We start from the raw sequence: 18,828 nt of genomic DNA, 5'->3' as shown, positions 1-18,828 counted from the left end.
TTCACTTACCTCGTTCACTGTGCGGCCTCAGCAAGACGCTGGGCCTCCTTGGCGCGCTTCGCCGCGCGCTTCTTCGCCTGCTTCTGCTCGGTCAGCGCACCGTCCAGATCACGGCTCAACACGAAACGCTGATATGTCAAAGCCACAATCAGGGAGATGATGAAGATAATGAGGGCGACTGCGGAACCATAGCCGTAGTTGCCGGCTCCTCGGCCTTCACGCACCATGTAGGTGGCCATGGTGGACACTCCCGCCGTGGTGGATACGTATTGGCCCCAGATGATGTAGACCAAATCGAACAGCTGCAGGGAACCGATCATCGACAAGAACACCCAGATGCGCAGGGTCGGCGCCAGCAGCGGCAGCGTGATGCTCTTCTGCATCTGCCAGAAACCGGCTCCATCCACCCTGGCGGCCTCATACAGCTCCTCGGGGATGGACTGCATGCCGGCGAGCATGAGGATGACGGCAAAACCGATGTATTTCCAGCTGATCAGCAATAGCAGCGTCCAGATTGCGATCTTCGGATCGGCCAGCCAGTCCGGCCCTTCGATACCGATCTTGCCGAGAAGCTGGTTGACCGCTCCGGTCTTCTGCAGCAGCAGGCTCCAGCCGGTGCCGACAATGACTTCGGACACCACATAGGGCACGAAGATGAGGGTGCGGATCAGTGCACGGCCTTTGAATTTCTGATTGAGCAGCAATGCGAACAGAATCGCCAGCGGCGCTTGGATGACCAAAGAGCAAACGACGATTTCGAAGGTGTGCAGGATGGCCGCCTGGAAGTTGGGATCGCTCAGAGCGGTGACGTAGTTCTGCAGCCCGACGAACTTTCCGTTCTTCGAGGGGGTGCCGAAGCCCTTCCACTTATAGAATCCGTAGTACGCGCCCAGAATGATGGGAAGAATCACAAAAGCGCAGAACAGGATGATGGCCGGTGCGGAAAGAATGAAGATCTCGATGTTGCGGCGTACCTTGCCGTCGGTGACGCGCTTGCTCCGATGTTTCACGGATACGTTGGTGTTGCTTGTACTCGTCATGCTCTTACTCCACAGATGTTGTTAGCGATTCATCGAATGGCGGCTGCGGAAACGGTGTGACAACCGCATCCGCAGCCTGCCTTACGATGGCGATCAGCCCTTGGCCGCCGCGTCCTGCATGGCCTTGACGATGTCTTGCGAAGAGCCCTTGCCGGACAGCATGTTGACCACACCAGAGTTCAAAGCGGTGCCGATATTGGTTCCCAGAGCGGTGTCCATCCACAGCTGCATGGAGGAGGACTGGTTGAGGAATTCGAGCACTGCCTTGAGGGATTCATCATTCACGGCTCCGCGGGCCGCGGTCGAAGCGGGGATGGTGGAGAAGGCGGTTGCGTACTTCTCCTGATTGTCCTTTTCGGCCATGAAGTTCACGAAGTCGACGGCGATGTCGGGAGCTTCGGGGTTCACCTGGAAGTAGGTGACGCCACCCATCAGAGCACCATCCTCGCCCTTGCCTCCGTCAACGGAGGGGAAAGCGAAGAATCCGAGATCGGCCATCGGCTGCTGATCAGGGGTGAGGTCCTTCAGCACGCCCGGCTCCCATGCACCCATCAGTTCCATGGCGGCCTTGTGGTTTGCCAGCAAGCCGGCGGAGGAGTTGGCACCCTGCTGGGCCGTGGTGGTCATGTATCCTTCATTGAAGACATCCATGTCCGCCAATTCCTTCAGATCGTCACCGGCCCGAGTCCAGCACTTGTCGGAGAAGTCCTGCTTTTCCGTGCCCTTGGAGTACACGGACGGTGAGCATTCGCGCAATGCCAGCCAGTAGTACCAATGTGCCGCAGGCCATGCATCCTTTCCACCCAGCGCAATCGGCGTGATGCCTGCATCCTTGAGCTTCTGCGCGTCGGCCTTGAGCTCGGAGAAGGTGGTGGGAGCCTCGGTGATTCCCGCCTGAGAGAACAGGTCCTTGGAATACGAGATGCCGCCTGGCTCAACGGAGACCGGAACACCATAGACCTTGCCGTCAAAGGTGGCTGCGGAAAGGGTGGTCTTCATATCGGTCTTGACGGTATCGGAGATCTTGTCCGTCAGATCCAGAGACTGGCCTGCGTCGATCATCTCCTGGGTCTTCGCGCCGCCAAGAGACATGTACACATCAGGACCCGATGCGGGATCCTGCATGGCGGTCTGGAGCTTGCCAGCGAAGTCTTCGTTCTGGATGGCCTGGATCTCGATCTTCACACCCGGGTTCTTCTTTTCGAACGCAGCCGCAAGATCGGCCCAATACTGCTTGCCGTCACCGGATGAGGCATTGTGCCAGAACGTGATGGTCTTATCGTCATTGGCATTGCTCGAAGTGCCGCAGCCAGCCATGCCAATCAGCGTCGCAACGGCCTACGTAGCAGCTGCAATGGTCTTGAACTTCATTGTCGTCTCCTTTTATGTTCACGCCATTGGACATGTACATTATCGAAAGTTTCGAAGCGTTTTCAGCAGCGGATTTATTGAGCAATGCAAGTAATTATGAGCCTTCGCCAGTTTGTGTGGTGGGGTGTTGAGCCTCGGCGTTGTGGCCGGGGCTTTTGTGTATGCGGGTATGGAAGGGGCGTTCGCCTGTTAGGTTTGTTTCCGCCAAGAAATAGAACCGAAGAACAGAGGAACGCCTGTGCCCACCATATCAGCCGGCGCGCTCAAGCGCATGCTGCATCTGCCCGCCAACGTCGTGATCGGCACGCCCCGCATCGAACGGGATCGCACCGGCCGTGAGACCGTCGTCGTCCCGGTCCGCCCGTATGCGAGGGACACGGGCCGGTGCGCCGAATGCGGCGGGCATGGCCGGCCGTATGACCGTCTGCCCACGCGACGATGGCGGCATCTCGACATCGGCTGCGCGAGGCTTTTCCTGGAGTACGCGCCTCGGCGCGTGGCCTGCGCCGGGCATGGCGTGACGGTCGCGATGGTGCCGTGGGCGAGACGCAAGAGCGCGTACACGTATGACTTCGAGCAACAGGTCGCGTGGCTGAGCGTGCACGCGCCGCGCAGCGCCGTGTCGGCCCTGACTCGCGTCGACTGGAAGAGCGTGGGGCCGATCTGCCGGCGCGTGGCCGACGACCTGCGCGCCGAACAGGGCGCCGGCCTGTTCGACCATCTGCGTTCCATCGGCGTGGACGAGACCAGCTACAGAAAAGGCCACAAGTACATGACGGTCGTCGTCGACCACGACCGCGGGCGCGTGGTCTGGATGCACCCGGGGCACGGGGAGAAGGTCTTCGACCTGTTCTTCCAGCAGCTGACGCCGGCCCAGCGCGCATCCATCCAGGTGATCACCGGCGACGGGGCGCGGTGGATCGACGAGTGCGCGTTCCGCTGGTGCCCGCAGGCCGAACGCATCCTCGACGGGTTCCACATCGTGTCCTGGGCGACCGACGCGCTCGACAAGGTCCGAACCGCCGCATGGCGCGAGGCCAGAAAGGCCGGCACGACCCGGAAAGGCGCCAAGGACCCGATCAAGGGCGCCAGATGGGCGCTGCTGAAGAACGAGGGCGACCTGACCGCCGGCCAGAAGGCCCAATTGGAGTGCGTGGCGAACACCAACGAGACCCTCTGGGAGGCGTACAAGCTCAAGGAACGCCTCAGGATGATCCTCAAGCAGACGGCGGACGAGGCCGCGCCCATGCTGCGCCAATGGGCCGTGGACGCGTTCCTGTCCGGCATCCCGGGATTCGTCCCGCTCGGCGAGAAGATCGCCAGACGCCACTTCGACATCCTCACAACCATCCGTTCCGGACTGTCCAACGCCAGGCTCGAGGCCATCAACAACAAGATCAAGACCACCATCAAGATCGGCTACGGCTACCGCAACCTCGACAACCTCATCAGCCTCGTCATGCTCAAATGCGGAGGACTTGACCTCCAACTCCCCGGACGCCAATAACCAGAAGGCCGGACCAGTGCTCCACACCCACACAAACACCCGAAGAGCCATATTTCCTGTACTGCACCGATGACGGTGTGGATAATTGGGACACCACCGCGTTCAGTGTGTATGTGTCCGATGACTTGGCCACATGGGAGCGATATCCGGCGCTCGACTTGCGCGATGTGCCGTGGTGGGATGGCTCGGATGGTGCTTGGGCGCCTTCCGTGGTACAGCGCGCGGACGGCAAATACGTGTTCTACTTTGTGGCCGGTTCCCAGATCGGCGCCGCTGTGGGCGAATCCCCGTGCGGGCCGTTCGTGCCTGAGCCCGAACCAATCGTGCGCGAAGGTACGTTCGATTGCCACACCATTGACCCCGGCGTATACGTGGAGGATGATGGCACCCGGTACTTCCTGTGGGGCAACGGCATAGCTTGGGCCGCGCCGCTCAATGAGGACTGTCTGTCGTTCGACGAATCGCGCGCTTTCAGCTGGGTGCCGGGCGATTTCCGTGAAGCCATCTGGATTCACAAGCGCAACGGCATCTACTACGCCAGCTGGTCGGAGAACGACGCCCGAGAGCCGGAATACTGCGTCAAGTACGCGATGGCCGAATCGCTGCATGGGCCCTGGAGCGAACCGCGCGTGCTGATCGAACAAGACCCGGCGCGCAAGCTGTATGCCACCGGTCATCACAATATCGTGAATATTCCCGGTACCGACGAATGGATTATCGCGTATCACCGGTTCGCCTACAATCCGGCCGGTCGCTGGGCTGGAGGCGATGGTTGCCATCGCGAAGTGGTATTCGCGCCGCTCGATTATGATTCGGACGGCTCGTTGGTTCCCGTTCGCCCGCAAGTTGGTTCCTACGTGCGTTCGCTGGCGTTCTGACCTGTAGGATGTCTGTCTCTGTCTGTTCTCGTTGTCTTCGCCTTGCTTGCGTTTTGTACGTTTTATCTGTTTCGTGAGTTTCGTGCGTTCTGCGGATTTCATGCGTTTCGCGCAGTGCCGTACGCTGATCACCATTCAGCGTGCGGCACTTTTGCATATCTCACGTGTTGCGGGAGATGCCGATTCCGTCGCACAATACGTAAAACGTGAATGTTATGTGGATCGACGGGAGGTTCCCGATTATCTACATGAACGGCTCACCGACCTGTGGTACAAGTATCTGCTGATTGGTGGCATGCCCGACGCAGTGCAGTCATTCGTGGATTCTGCCGATATTGTCAAGATCCGCAATACTCAGCAGGCCATATTCGATACCTATGAATACGACATCACCAAATATGTCTCCGATTTGGTGGAACGTCGTCATATCAAGAGCATTTACGAGGCGATTCCAAGTCAGCTCAATGCGGAAAACAAACGATTCAAGTTCTCCAAGTTGGGCAAGAATATCAGGTTCGCTCATATGCAGACGGCGTTCGATTGGTTGGCGAACGCAGGTATCGCCTTGCCTACTTCGCGCGTGCAGAACCCTGAATACCCGCTGACGGAGCATACCGACGAGAACACGTTTAAACTGTACATGAACGATGTCGGTTTGCTGACCTCCCGTTTGATACGCAGTGTGGACTTGGAGATTGTGAATCACCGATCCAGTATGAATTACGGGTCGATTTTCGAGAATGCAGCGGCTCAGGAACTGTTTGCACAGGGATTGGAACTGCATTACTTCAACCAGAACCGTATTGGGGAAGTTGATTTTGTTGTGCAGCAAGGTCTGGATGATATTTCACTGGTTGAAATCAAATCAAGCAAGGACTATACGCGGCATCGGGCCATGAACAACCTACTGGATACCGACAATTATCGGTTTGCCCATGCCTACGTGTTCCATGATGGCAACGTGGAGACTGTTGGCCGAACCGAATACCTGCCCATATATATGCTGGGTTGTTTGAGCGTGATGTAACGCGCACCACTTTCCCGGGAATGTGTCGCGGATTGGGTCTGTTGCCCGTCCTAGAGGTTCGATCCATTGACCCAGCCCTGTTACTTCACCCTTACCGTCCGCAATGGAGTGAACCGACTAATCCATATCCGCAAAATCGACAAGCGTCACTGTACCGTCTTGCGCCGCGCGGGCGGCGACGTGCTCGTCGAAGCCTGATTTGGAGAACAGCATGTAATGGCTGGTTTCGGGGTGCAGCAGTCTGGCGCGATTGCGCAGCACTTCCAACTGCTGCAGACCGGATGGCATGCTGCGCCATTTGCATTCGCAGAATAGAATCGTAAGGCCTTTCGCTGTTTGTGGTGGGTGATGGTGTGCGGTGTGATGTCTGTCGGGTAGGTTGGAGGCATGGATACCTCGCGTTTGTTCACGGCCGCGCTCCAGCTGCGGGAGCCTTGGAGGGTCGAGTCCGTGGATTTCCGGGACGGCGACGACGGCAGGCAGGAGTTGCACATCGGGATCGGTTTCGAGACGGGCTCGCGGTTCCGTTGCCCCGAGCCGGGGTGCCGGCGGGACGAGTGCCCGGTGCATGACACGCGCGGGCGCGTGTGGAGGCATCTGAACTTCTTCCAGTACAAGGCGTTCATCCATGCCGGCGTGCCGCGCGTGGCATGCCCGGAGCATGGCGTGAGGACCGTGCCTGTCCCGTGGGCGAGGCCGGGCAGCGGGTTCACGCTCCTGTTCGAGGCGTGGGCGGTCGAGATGGCCCGCCACCTGCCGGTCAGCACGCTCGCCGAGCAGGTCGACGAGACCGACACCCGCCTGTGGCGGTTCATCGCGCACTACGTGGACGAGGCCCGCAGGCTCGAGGACTACACGGGCGTGGAGGCCGTCGGCATCGACGAGACCAGCCGCAAGGGGCACAACTACATCACGGTGGTCGCCGACCTCGTCGAGCACGACGTGATCAACGTGACGGCCGGCAAGGACTCGACCACGGTGAAGCGGTTCGTCGACGACTTCACGGCGCACAACGGAGTGCCCGGATACGTGCGGCTCGTCACCTGCGACATGAGCCTGGGGTTCCGGAAGGGCATCCGTGAATACCTGCCCAACGCGGAGCGGATCGTCGACAAGTTCCACGTTGTCAAGCACGCCAACGAGGCCGTCGACAAGGTCCGGAAGGCCGAAGGACGCTCCAACGGGCTGCTGAAGAGGACGAAGTACCTGTGGCTGCGCAACGAGTCCGGGCTGAGCGAACTGCAGTTGGAAACCAAACGCGCTCTCATGAAACAGCGGCTGAAGACCGGCCGGGCGTGCCAGATGCGCGAGACCCTGCAGGACATCTACGAGACCAGCCGCACGCCAGGCGAGGCGTGGTCGCGCCTGCACCGCCTGTGCTCGTGGATGATGCACTCACGGCTGGAACCCATGAAGGACCTCGCCCGCATGATCCGCAGGCACTGGAACGAGATCCTGGCCTACTTCACCCACCCGTACACCAACGCGGTCCTCGAGGGCGTCAACAGCGTCATCCAGAACGTCAAACGACGAGCACGCGGATTCAGGAACATGGACTACTTCGCCACCATGATCTACCTGACCTGCGGCAAACTCGACCTCAAAGCAGTCACCGCCTAACCCCCACAACCCACCACAAACAGCGAATAGCCAATCGTAATTTACTTAATTGTGATTCTATAATTTGGTCGACTGGTATGCAACAGGTCTCGAGCGTGCATTGCCGCATGCGCAACGTTTCGCGCGACACATTCCGGGGAATGCGTCGCGAATTGGGTCGTGCCGCGTTGCTAATGCGGGGAACACGCAGAGTTGCAGGCTGTTGCGATTGGACGCAGGCCGCCTAGACTAGTACGCGTTTGCGAAAGTCGAACGTGCTTCGACCGATGAAGGAGAGCTCCGGTCATGCGGCCAATGACAGGCGCAGTGCGAAGCACGGCACGGCTGATCGTGAATCGTGGCGGCAGCGATTGCCGCGTGCGGCGCAGGAGCATGCCGCACCATACCACAAGCAAACAATCCCCAAGAAACGGTGATCCCCTCACATGTACGTCGATCCGGGAATCAATACCAGCGCAAGCAACCTCAAATGGGTGCTGCCATACTGCAAACCAGACCTGCCCCGCGTGGTAGGCGCGCTCCTACTGTTCATCGCCAACAACACGATGGCCCTGACCATTCCGATTCTGTCCGGCATCATCGTGGACCGCGTCATCGTCGGCGGACATGCCGACGAACTGCCGCGTCTGTGTGGACTGATGATCCTCATGACCATCATCCGCGTGGGCGCGCGATACGGCTACCAGATGTGGATGGAGCGTTTCGGCCAGAACTCGGTCTACCGCCTCGTCTCCGACGAATACGAGAAGCTGCACGAGCTCGACTTCACGTACTTCAACCACACACGCACCGGCGACATCATGAGCCGCCTGACCTCCGACACTGACGCGATCCGCCACTGCCTGAGTTGGGTGAGCTATCAGATCGCCGACTGCGTGGTCATGTTCGTGGGCGCCCTGTGCGTGATGTTCGCTATCGATTGGCGACTCGCGCTCGTCCTGGCCTGCGTCACGCCGTTCATTTTTGTGCTCACGCGCGGCCTGTCCACGCACGCCCACCCGCTGTTCTTCTCCATCCGCAACTCGCTGGCCTCCCTCAACTCCATGGTCGAAGAGAACATCGAGGGCAACCGTGTGGTCAAGGCATTCGTGCGCGAACCGTACGAGACCGAAAAGTTCGACGAGCACAACGATGATTACATGCAGCGCAACATGGCCCTGGCCTACAACTCGCGCAAGTACATGCCTTGGCTGGACGGCCTCGGCTTCTCGCTGCAGCTCATCACGCTCGGCCTCGGCGGCTTTCTTGTCATCAAGGGCTACATGACCCTCGGCAATCTGGTGAGTTTCAACTCCTTCCTGTGGATGATCGACGGCCCGGTGCGCCAGTCCGGCTGGCTCATCAACGACTGGCAGCGATTCAACGCCAGCTGCATCAAGATTCGTAAGCTGCTCACCGAACAGCCGCGCATCGTGGAGAAGCCCGACGCGGCCGAAGCCGTCAAGCAGGCGGTCACGATCGTCGAGCAAGTCAAGCACGATGATGAGGCTACCGGAGCGCCCGGGGCTTCCGGAACATCCGGTGCCCAGCAGTCCGCCGAACGCAAGTCCTGCCCGCTGCGCATCAAGGGCGACATCCGCTTCGACCACGTCAGTTTCGCCTTCCCGGACGACCCGGAGACCCCGATCCTCAAGGACCTCGACTTCACCGTGCCCGCCGGCTCCAAGCTCGGCATCCTCGGCGAAACCGGCGCGGGCAAGTCCACGCTCGTCAGCCTTATCTCCCGCTTCTACGACCCGACCGTGGGCCATGTGCTCATCGACGGCATCGACGCACGCGACTGGCCGCTGGCCACCTTGCGCTCGCAGGTGTGCATCGTGGCGCAGGATACGTTCCTGTTCTCCGACACCATCGGCGGCAACATCGGTTTTGGTGCCAGCGATGATAGCGACGACCGATATATCCGGAAAATGGCCCAGATCGCCGGCGCGGACAATTTCATCAGGTCGATGCCGCAGGGTTATGACACCGTCGTGGGCGAACGCGGCGTGGGCCTGTCCGGCGGGCAGAAGCAGCGCCTGTCGCTGGCCCGCGCGCTCGCGGACGATCCGTCGATCCTGATTATGGACGATACGACCTCGGCCGTCGATATGGAGACCGAGGCGGAGATCCAGAAGCACCTCAAGGAGATGGACGGCGGCAAGACCATCGTCGCCATCGCCCACCGCATCTCGTCGGTCAAGGATTCCGACCTGATTCTGGTGCTCGAGCACGGGCGTATCGTCGAACGCGGCACCCACGCCGAACTCGTGGCCGCACACGGCCGCTACTGGGACATCTACCACAAGCAGCTCGGACTCCAGTCCGGCGCCGCACAGGGGTTTTAGAAGAGGACTTATGGCACAACGCAATACATTCCGCGAGGATGAGGAGCTGGAGGAGTCCATCGACCTCCACGACATCGCTCGCGTCGGCAAATATCTCAAACCGTATATGGCACAGGTGGCGCGCATTCTCGTCGTCGTCATCTCGATGAGCTGCATCGTCGTCGCCGTGCCGTACCTGACCAAGATCATGATCGACGAGGCGATCCCGAACAAGGACCTCGGCAAGCTCGGCATCCTCGCCGTAATCCTCGCCGCGCTGATCGTGCTGTACGAGTTCGGGCTGCGCTACCGCACGGTGGCGATCACGCGCGTCGGCCAGCTCATGCTCAAGGACATGCGCCGCGATATCTTCACGCATATCCAGACGCTGCCCTTCAGCTACTTCGATTCGCGCCCGCACGGCAAGATCCTGATCCGCGTGGTCAACTATGTGAACACGCTTTCGGACACGCTGAGCTCCGGTCTGATCAACGTGATCTCCGACGTGTTCACCTTCGTGATCACGCTGATCGTGATGTTCGTGATCGACTGGCAGCTGGCCCTGTGGAGCCTGATCCTGTTCCCGGTGCTCATCATCTGGGTGCGCGTGCTGCAGATCTTCCAGCGGCGCGCCTTCCAGAAGCTCTCCAACAAGCAGAGCAACCTGAACGCCTACATCCACGAGTCGATCGCCGGCGTGAAGACCACGCAGACCTTCGCGCAGGAGCAGGCCCAGTTCAGGACCTTCCAGGAGCAGCAGGGCGAGGTGCGTTCCGCGTGGATGCACGCCGTGCACATCCAGTTCCTCATGTGGCCGGGCGTGCAGACCATCTCCGTGATGACCATCTCGTTCATCTACTTCGTCGGCGTGATGGGCTTCGGGGGCGTGAACGTGACCACCGGCGTGCTCATCGCGTTCGTCGGCTACGCGAACAACTTCTGGAATCCGGTGATCAACATCGGCAACTTCTACAACCAGCTCATCACCTGCTCGGCGTACCTCGAGCGCATCTTCGAGACGCTCGACGTCACGCCGGAGATCCGCAACAAGCCCGACGCGGCGGACCTGCCGCAGATCCGCGGGCGCGTCGACTTCAACGACGTGGTGTTCCGCTACGAGAAGGACGGCCGCAACATCCTCAACCTCGTGGACTTCCACGTCGAACCGGGGCGCACGATCGCGCTGGTCGGCCCGACGGGCGCCGGCAAGACGACGATCATCAACCTGCTGTCGCGCTTCTACGACGTGTCCGAGGGCTCGGTGACGATCGACGGCCACGACGTGCGCGACGTGACGCTCGCATCGCTGCGCCGGCAGATGGGCGTGATGCTGCAGGACACCTTCATCTTCTCCGGCAACGTGCGCGAGAACATCCGCTACGGCAAGCTCGACGCCACCGACGAGGAAATCGAGGCGGCGGCGAAGGCCGTGCACGCGCACGAGTTCATCATGGAACTGCCCGACGGGTACGACACGGTGGTGGAGGAGCGCGGATCGACCCTGTCGGCCGGCCAGCGCCAGCTCATCGCCTTCGCGCGCGTGCTGCTCGCCGACCCGCGTATCCTGATCCTGGACGAGGCGACGAGCAACATCGACACGCGCACCGAGGAGGCGCTGCAGGCCGGCCTGCAGCATCTGCTCAAGGGGCGCACGAGCTTCATCATCGCGCACCGCCTGTCGACGATCGAGAACGCGGATGAGATCTTCTACATCGATCACGGCCAGATCGTCGAGCACGGCTCGCACGCGCAGCTGCTCGCCGCCAAGGGCGCGTACTACCGCCTCTACGAGTCGCAGTACGCGATGATTCGCGTGGCCAGCGGAGCGCCGGAAGAGTGACGAGATGTTGCGCACAAGGATGCGTTTAGCGGCGTTTCACATAGCGGGTGTTGCGACCAGCACCGATTTTGATGATCGTACCGGAGTCCAACAGTGATTTCAGCGTGCGCTCAATGGTGGTGGTGCTGGTATCGGGCATGCGAGCGAGAATATCGGCCTTGGAGAGTGGAACTAGGGATTGATCAAGCAGTGCTTCAATCCGCGTTCCCTTGGTGGCTACTCGCGGTGCTCCCTGCGTTCTGCCGCCTGCCGTGAGATTGATGCGTTCGTCGAATTCCTTGCACGCGGACAGTATGATGCCAAGCAGGTAGTTCGTGAATGGCGCATAATCATTGGCGTTGTCGTCCCATCCTTGGGTGCTTGCGGCCAGCGCCTCATAATAAGTGCTTTTACTTTGCTCGATAAGGTGTTCGATACTGATGTATTTGCCGACCATATAGCCATTGCGGTACAACATCAGGAGCGTGAGTAGCCGACTCATGCGGCCGTTGCCGTCATTGAACGGATGTATGCAGGTGAAATCGAGAATGAACATGGCGATGGCAAGCAATGGATCGGTATGTTCATCTCGGATTGCTTGCGTGTAGGCGGAACACGCGCGTTCGATCAGTTCCGGTGTGGCAAGTGCGGACGGTGGGGCGAATCGCACGGTGCTGGTCCCGTGTGCATCTCGTTCGATGATGACGTTGTCACTGTCCTTGAAATGCCCCGCAAAGGTCAGTGGTGTGTGCCGGAAGAGGTCGCGGTGCAGTTGAAGAATGACGTTCGGGGTAATCGGAATATAGTCGTGGCTTTCGTGAATAGCTGATAGCACGTCACGGTAACCGGCAATTTCTTCTTCATTGCGATTGCGCGGTGTGACTTTCTCCGAGACGAGATCGTTGAGCCTGTTATCGCTGGTAGAAATACCTTCGATGCGGTTTGAGGCATCTGTGCTTTGGACGCGCGCGACGGCAACCAGCGTCTCCAATATATCCGGTCTGATCGTTGTCTGTATGCTTTGGCGCCCTTTTGCCTCGTGAATCGCGGCAAGCAAACTCGTGGTGTGCGGGGTGAGCAACGTCTTACCTGATTCGATGTAGTCGAATGATCTCATACTGCCTCATTTTCTGCATCATACGAACTTTTCTGCATCATATTTTATCAAAATGAGGCAGAAAATGGGCTGATGAGGCAGAAAAGGCGGCAGGATGGTGGCCATCTCGCTTGCCGGTTGCGCTACTTTCCCGGGAATGTTGCGCTCGTGGCAAGAGACGGCAAGTTCAGGCGGCCGAGATTGGCGATACCCGTCGTGTAGTCGAACGTCTTACCGGACTGCCTTACGAGCGTTGCTGGCGGTAGCCTACACTGAGAAACAGCCTACACTGAGAAACCATGAGCAAGCACCACCATCGCGACCGTAGCTGGGCCCCGGCACCTGAAGCATTGCCGGACGACGCCCAGACCATCGACAACCACACTCACGTGGCCTCCGTAATCCCTTTCGCGCGCGCTATGAGCCATGAGGCGCAGGAGAAGGGGCAGCCCGAAGTCCCGGTGTACGACGTCGACCAATTGCTGGCGCAGGCGCAATCTGTCGGCATTGGGGGTATCATCGACTGCGGTTGCGAGCTGCCGCACCTGATGACCGCCGTCCAGATGGCCCTCGATCATCCAGGTAACGTGCACGCGGCGCTCGCAATACACCCCAATGAGTCCGTGCTCCACGGGCATCGCGGTGTGCCGGGGCCGGATGGTCTGCCCCTCAAATACAAGCCTTACCATGACACGTCTTTCGAGGACGCGCTCACCGAAGTGCATCGTCTCACCACGCAATACCCCGAGCAGGTGGTGGCCATCGGCGAGACCGGTATGGACTTGTTCCGCACCGGCGACGGCGCGAAGGAACTGCAGCGCGAGGCGTTCCGCGCGCACATCGCGCTCGCCAAGGAGCTGGGATTGCCGATGCAGATCCATGACCGCGACTCGCATCGCGAGGTCATCGAAACACTGCTGGCAGACGGTTCGCCTGAGCGCACGGTGTTCCATTCCTATTCCGGCGACGCCGAGATGGCGCAGATCGCGCGCGAGCAGGGATGGTACCTGAGCTTCTCCGGCACGGTGAGTTACAAGGGCAACGATGGCATCCGCGAATCGCTACGCATCGTGGGCCTCGACCATGCGATGGTGGAGACCGATGCCCCGTATCTGACGCCGATGCCATACCGCGGCCGCACCAATGCGCCCTACATGATTCCGTACACGCTGCGTGCCATGGCGGATACGCTCGACCTGCCGATTGCCGAGGTGGCGCGGGGTACGCGGGAGACCACGCGCGCGGTGTACGGCATCTGAGGTGTACTGAAGGGCGGCGGTACCTCAGTTTGTCCCATACGAGGCCTCTTATAGGACTGTCATGCGGCGAAGTTGTTAAGAATTCGTTAGGGCGCTACCATGGCTCTCGATACTTCGAGAATCGAGAAACGGGACATATTGCGGGATTGAGGTTTCCACGCCCGCACGGAGGACTGAACGTATGGCTGAATCGAACGAGCAGGCCGCGCGCGCCCAAAAACCCCAGGTCAAGGGCACAGCAACCAATCAGAATGCTCGGCCGGCCACCAAAGGGCAGCCGAAAGCTCGCAATACCAAGCCGGCGCAGGCCAATACCACCCAGGCCAAGCCTGTGGCCAATCCGAGCCAAGCCAAGCCGACTCAATCCAATACCACCCAGGCCAAGGCGGAGCCGAAAGCCGCAGCCAAGCAGCAGCCGGCGAAAACGGCCGCCGAACAGACCGCGAAAGCCCTGAAACAGGAGGAGGCGGCCTTGCTGCGAGCGGATACATACACCAACGCCCCCAAAGTCTCCCGCCGGACGCTCACCAAAGAGGAGCGCGAGGCCATCGCCAAGCAGCGTGAAGAGGAGAACAAGGAAGCCGAGAAACTCGCCTCCACCGCGGCGCGCGGCCGTATCGGCCGCTGGTGGGCACGCCTGCAGTCCGGTCCGAACAAAATCACGCTTTCCATGGCCATCGTGGCGCTCGGCGTGGTATACGGCGACATCGGCACCTCGCCCCTCTACACCGCGCAGACGTTCCTCTCCGGCCAGGGCGGTCTCGGCAGCGCGGACCGTGAAGCCGTGCTGGGCATGCTCTCGCTGGTGTTCTGGTCGATTACGCTGATCACCACCGTGAAATACGTGCTCATCGCCATGCGCATCGACAACAACGGCGAAGGCGGCATCTTCGCGCTGTATTCGCTGATTCGCCGTCGTGGCGCGTGGCTGGCCATCCCCGCCATGGTGGGTGGTGCCGCCTTCCTCGCCGACTCCGTGCTCACGCCGGCCGTCTCCATCAGCTCGGCAGTGGAGGGCTTGCAGACGCTGCCGCCGTTGGAACACGTATTCGAGGAGAATCCCAGCCTGACCCTGATGATCACCGTGGTCATCATTGTGGTGCTGTTCTCCGTGCAGTCGCGCGGTACCGAATCCATCGGCCGCGTGTTCGGTTCCATCGTGCTGGTCTGGTTCACCTTCCTCGCAGTCGTGGGCCTGGTCAACCTATCCAACGACTGGACCGTGTTCGAGGCGCTCAATCCGATTTACGGCGTCAAATTCCTGTTCAGCCCGCATAACGCGGCAGGCATCGCCCTGATGGGCACTGTGTTCCTCTCCACCACCGGCGCCGAGGCGCTCTATTCCGACATGGGTCATGTGGGCCGCGGCAACATCTATTTCACTTGGCCGTTCATCAAAGTGGCGCTCGTGTGCAATTACTTCGGCCAAGGCGCATGGATCCTCGCCAACAGCCGCAACCCCGAATACAACACGATGAAGACGCTCAACCCGTTCTTCCAGATGATGACGCCGAACGTGCGCTACGTGGCGGTCGTGCTGTCCGTCACCGCCGGCGTCATCGCCTCGCAGGCGCTGATCACCGGTGCGTTCACGATGGTCTCCGAAGCCACGCGCCTCAACTGGATGCCGCATCTTCAGGTGCGTTACCCGGCCCGTACGCGCGGCCAGCTCTACATTCCGGTGGTCAACGGCGTGCTGTGCGTCTCCACGCTGATCGTGCTCGGCATCTTCAAGGATTCCGAACATATCTCCGCCGCCTACGGTCTGGCGCTGACCATCACGATGATCACCACCACCGTGCTGCTCGCCGTGTACCTCTGGTATTCGGGTCGCCGCATCGGTGCCGTGATCTTCACCGTGGTGTTCCTCGCCATCCAGATCATGTTCTTCGTGGCCTCCATGGCCAAATTCCTGCACGGCGGCTGGTTCACGATGCTGCTGACCTTGGCCATCCTGTTCGTCATGTACACGTGGAACGAAGGCACCAAGCTGGAACGCGCACAGCGGCGCCACATGCGTCCCGTCGACTTCCTGCCCGCGTTGGACAAGCTCCACAGCGACTTCCGCATCCCCTATTTCGCGGACAATATCGTCTACCTGACCTCCGATTCGGAAACCAAGCGACTCGATACGGACATCTTCTTCTCCATCTTCGCCGATCACCCCAAGCGCGCCCGCGCCTGGTGGGCGGTGAGCGTGGAGACCACCGACGAGCCGTTCACCCGCGAATACTCGGTGGAGAACTTCGGCACCAGCTACCTGTACCGCGTGCGGTTCCGTCTGGGATTCAAGGTCTCCCAGTCCATTCCGGCATACATCCACCAGATCATGCACGACCTGTCCAAAACCGGCGAACTGCCCAAGCAGCGTTCGCTCTACCCCAAGGTGGACGCCGACCCGGATATCGGCACCATCCGGTACGTGCTGATTCACAAGGCGCTCATGCCGGAATCCAAGGTGTCCTCGCGCGGCGCCCTCTCGCTGCAGGCCAAGTACGCGATCCGCCACATGGCCGGCTCTCCGGTCAAATGGTTCGGCCTAGCCCCCTACAATCCGCTGGTCGAAGTGCAGCCGTTGTTCGTCTCCACGAGGCGGCCACCGCGTTTGAAGCGTACGGATTTCGTGCGTGGTCCGGTGCCGTCGCGTCGGAAAGCCGACCCCGCGGCCGTGCCCGATCCGCTCGACACTACCAACGGCCTCGGCGAACTGGTCAAGGCGGTGGAATCCGAAGCCTCCGCGCCGGGCGGTCGTCCGGCTTCCGGCAAGCCTCGCGGCAAGTCCGATTTCACCCGTGCGGATGCCGACACCGTGGCGCGCATGGCCCGCGCGTCGCGTCAGAAGCCGGAATAACCAATTATCGGATAGACAGACCATTGGCATGTTCCCCGGTGCCGGACGCGCTCTATAAGCAATCCCTATAACCCAGCCCGCAAGTCGGATGATATGCCCGGTAGATTGTGTTGGTATGTGCAGATTACTGGGATACGCGACGGCAGGTGCGGACCTGAGCCTCAACGACATCCTCGGCGCGAAGAACGTCGAGGACTTCCGCGAACTCTCGGAAATCCACAATGACGGCTGGGGCGTGGCGCAACTGACCAACCCCGGCGAGGCGCCGTACGTCCGTGATGGCGGCGCACCCTCGCCCGAGACCGGCGTGAAGATCTACAAGTCCACGGTGGCGGCCCGTTTCGATCATGCGTTCCGCGCGCTGGCCAGCGAGCCGGCTCGCGGGGCCATCTGGCACCTGCGTCTGGCGAGCTCCAATCTGCCGCTCATCATTGAGAACCAGCACCCGTTCTACGCCAATGGCTTGAGCTTCATCCATAACGGCGATATCTCTGACGCCAACGGCCGCAACATCGTGACCAACCGTTCCTATCCGGTCGACCACAGCGTCTTCCTCTCCACCGGCGGACGCTCGGATTCCGCCATTTTCTTCGCGGTGATCCTTGAGTACGTCGGCTTCGGCTTCCCGCTCGACGAGGCGGTCGCTCAGGCCGTGCGCGAACTGCGTCAGTCATATCCGAAGTCCAGCTACAACTGCATCATCCAGTCCGAGGACCAGATGGTTGCCTTGTGCGCCGCGGGCCGTGAAAAGACCAGCCCGCGCATCGTCGAAATCTACGACGAATACGGCCGCGGCGAGCAGGCCGCCGACTACCGTGTGATGCGCTACCGCACTCTGACGGATCGCGACGGCAAGCAGAACGGCGTCGTGGTGTCTTCCTCCGGCTACGACCAGGAAGGCTGGCAGGAACTGGAGAACGACCAGATGATCGTGGCCTCCAATCGCAACGGCACCTTCCGACTGCGTTCCATCTGATTCATCTGATTCACTTGATTCACTTGATTCACTTGATTCACTTGATTCACTTGAGGCAGGCCCCTTATGCCTCATACCCCTCGTTACTGCCCCTCGTTACCTCGTGGGGCTGTGAAGAGGACGGACGCGGCCACTAGGCGGCGGTTGGCTCAGATCACAATCTGATGGTATTTCTCGGCCAGCGCGGGGATGTCCGGCACGCCGTACTTGTCGACCAGCTCCAGCCACTGCCGCTTGTTCTGCTCGCCGAAACGCTCGGCGCGGGCGGTGTAGGCGTCCACGGTCAGGAACTTGGGCGGCAGCGACTTGCTGTTGAACTTGTCCGCGTACATCACCACTTCCTGCTCCAGGTTCACGGGCACATAGTCGTCCGGCGGCAGCGGCAGATCCTGCGCGACCACCGCCTCGCGCGTAAGCCCCACTCCGGTATGATTACGGGCGAATTGGGCGATCGACTCATCCACGCCTTCGTCGAGCAGGTACCTGTAGCCCCTCAGCCCGTGCGTGATGTACTTCTTGCCGCTGAATTTCAATGGTTCGCCGTCGGTGCCGTCATGCTTGAACACCATATACGTGCCGATATCATGCAGCAGGCCGCCGATCATCACCAGATGCTCGTCCAACAGTCTGGGCGGCACCTGGCCGCCGACCACGCCGTCCGGCGAAGGCACCAAGGACTCGCCGCCAGCCGGCAACGTGCATCGGCGAGTGAACAGGGCGTTCTGACGTCGTACGATCTGGCAGCCGATGGTCGCCACGATCACGCAATGCGTATGCACCAGATCATAGGCCGCCTGCGAAGGCGCAATCTTCTTGTGCAGCTCGTCGATCTGCTCCAACGTGGGGATATATCCGCTCATGGTGCCCAGCTCCATTCCGTGTAAGCCAAACTCTCCCTAAGAATATCGCGCGTGGGGCATTGTAATGCGTCAACACTGCACAGAATGGGAGTATCTGCCTTCAGTGAGGTGCTTTTCCGCTTGCGCGGACAGATAACTGCTTTCAGTGAGGTACCACAAACATGAAATCCCAAGTATAAGTGTTGAAATGACGCCGCTTATACTTGGGATTGCTGTTA

Annotated in this window: 14 protein-coding genes; 9 read left to right on the top strand and 5 right to left on the bottom strand. The window is 60.3% G+C overall.

The genetic code is table 11. The annotated features are described in order from the left end of the window. Positions 1–14 precede the first annotated feature (14 nt). Complete coding sequence (locus tag BREU_RS09920; RefSeq protein WP_044089649.1) at positions 15–1,040, bottom strand: carbohydrate ABC transporter permease; 1,026 nt, start codon at positions 1,038–1,040, stop codon at positions 15–17. Between the two features lie 93 nt (positions 1,041–1,133). Further along, positions 1,134–2,357 (bottom strand): extracellular solute-binding protein, encoded by a 1,224-nt coding sequence (locus BREU_RS09915; protein ID WP_238567066.1) that lies wholly within the window; start codon positions 2,355–2,357, stop codon positions 1,134–1,136. Between the two features lie 292 nt (positions 2,358–2,649). Here BREU_RS09915 and BREU_RS09910 point away from each other — a divergent pair, with 292 nt between their 5' ends. The 3 genes from BREU_RS09910 (at position 2,650) to BREU_RS09900 (ending at position 5,823) form a co-directional block, all read left to right on the top strand. Then, on the top strand, positions 2,650–3,918 hold the full coding sequence (locus tag BREU_RS09910) for an ISL3 family transposase (protein WP_156100228.1): 1,269 nt from the start codon (positions 2,650–2,652) through the stop codon (positions 3,916–3,918). Next, entirely contained in the window at positions 3,915–4,796 is an 882-nt protein-coding gene (locus BREU_RS09905; protein ID WP_044095951.1) for a family 43 glycosylhydrolase, read from the top strand. The genes BREU_RS09910 and BREU_RS09905 overlap by 4 nt, the downstream gene beginning before the upstream one ends. A 100-nt stretch (positions 4,797–4,896) precedes the next feature. Next, a complete protein-coding gene (locus BREU_RS09900) occupies positions 4,897–5,823 on the top strand; it encodes a DUF4143 domain-containing protein (RefSeq protein WP_238567064.1) in 927 nt (308 codons plus the stop codon). A gap of 117 nt (positions 5,824–5,940) precedes the next feature. On the opposite strand, the gene BREU_RS09895 is transcribed toward BREU_RS09900, so the two are convergent. Next, complete coding sequence (locus tag BREU_RS09895) at positions 5,941–6,111, bottom strand: hypothetical protein (RefSeq protein WP_003829636.1); 171 nt, start codon at positions 6,109–6,111, stop codon at positions 5,941–5,943. Positions 6,112–6,210: 99 nt separating this feature from the next. Between BREU_RS09895 and BREU_RS09890 the strand changes: the two genes are divergently transcribed. The 3 genes from BREU_RS09890 to BREU_RS09880 all read left to right on the top strand — a co-directional run bounded on the left by BREU_RS09890 (position 6,211) and on the right by BREU_RS09880 (position 11,589). Then, positions 6,211–7,443, top strand: coding sequence for an ISL3 family transposase (locus BREU_RS09890; protein ID WP_081886676.1), 1,233 nt, complete (start codon positions 6,211–6,213; stop codon positions 7,441–7,443). Positions 7,444–7,868: 425 nt separating this feature from the next. Beyond that, on the top strand, positions 7,869–9,770 hold the full coding sequence (locus BREU_RS09885) for an ABC transporter ATP-binding protein (protein ID WP_044090448.1): 1,902 nt from the start codon (positions 7,869–7,871) through the stop codon (positions 9,768–9,770). Between the two features lie 10 nt (positions 9,771–9,780). After that, positions 9,781–11,589 carry an ABC transporter ATP-binding protein gene (locus tag BREU_RS09880; protein ID WP_044090445.1) on the top strand — a complete coding sequence of 603 codons (1,809 nt, stop codon included), beginning with the start codon at positions 9,781–9,783 and terminating at the stop codon, positions 11,587–11,589. A 25-nt stretch (positions 11,590–11,614) separates the two neighbouring features. On the opposite strand, the gene BREU_RS09875 is transcribed toward BREU_RS09880, so the two are convergent. After that, positions 11,615–12,685: a Fic family protein gene (locus BREU_RS09875; protein ID WP_044090443.1), complete on the bottom strand. Its 1,071-nt coding sequence runs from the start codon at positions 12,683–12,685 to the stop codon at positions 11,615–11,617. Positions 12,686–12,963: 278 nt separating this feature from the next. On the opposite strand from BREU_RS09875, the gene BREU_RS09870 reads away from it, so the two are divergent. From BREU_RS09870 to BREU_RS09860, 3 genes are all read left to right on the top strand, one after another. Further along, positions 12,964–13,923 (top strand): TatD family hydrolase, encoded by a 960-nt coding sequence (locus BREU_RS09870; RefSeq protein ID WP_044090442.1) that lies wholly within the window; start codon positions 12,964–12,966, stop codon positions 13,921–13,923. 181 nt (positions 13,924–14,104) lie between these two features. Continuing rightward, positions 14,105–16,774, top strand: a complete 2,670-nt coding sequence (locus tag BREU_RS09865) for a KUP/HAK/KT family potassium transporter (protein ID WP_308810340.1) — start codon at positions 14,105–14,107, stop codon at positions 16,772–16,774. A gap of 115 nt (positions 16,775–16,889) precedes the next feature. Beyond that, complete coding sequence (locus BREU_RS09860) at positions 16,890–17,750, top strand: class II glutamine amidotransferase (RefSeq protein ID WP_044090441.1); 861 nt, start codon at positions 16,890–16,892, stop codon at positions 17,748–17,750. A 149-nt stretch (positions 17,751–17,899) separates the two neighbouring features. Here BREU_RS09860 and BREU_RS09855 read toward each other — a convergent pair whose 3' ends face one another. Beyond that, on the bottom strand, positions 17,900–18,610 hold the full coding sequence (locus tag BREU_RS09855) for an HD domain-containing protein (RefSeq protein ID WP_044090449.1): 711 nt from the start codon (positions 18,608–18,610) through the stop codon (positions 17,900–17,902). Between the last annotated feature and the right edge of the window lie 218 nt (positions 18,611–18,828).

Source organism: Bifidobacterium reuteri DSM 23975 (assembly GCF_000741695.1).
GTDB lineage: Bacteria > Actinomycetota > Actinomycetes > Actinomycetales > Bifidobacteriaceae > Bifidobacterium > Bifidobacterium reuteri.
Note: the sequence above shows the minus strand (reverse complement) of the source record. Positions and strands in the feature narration are given on the sequence as shown.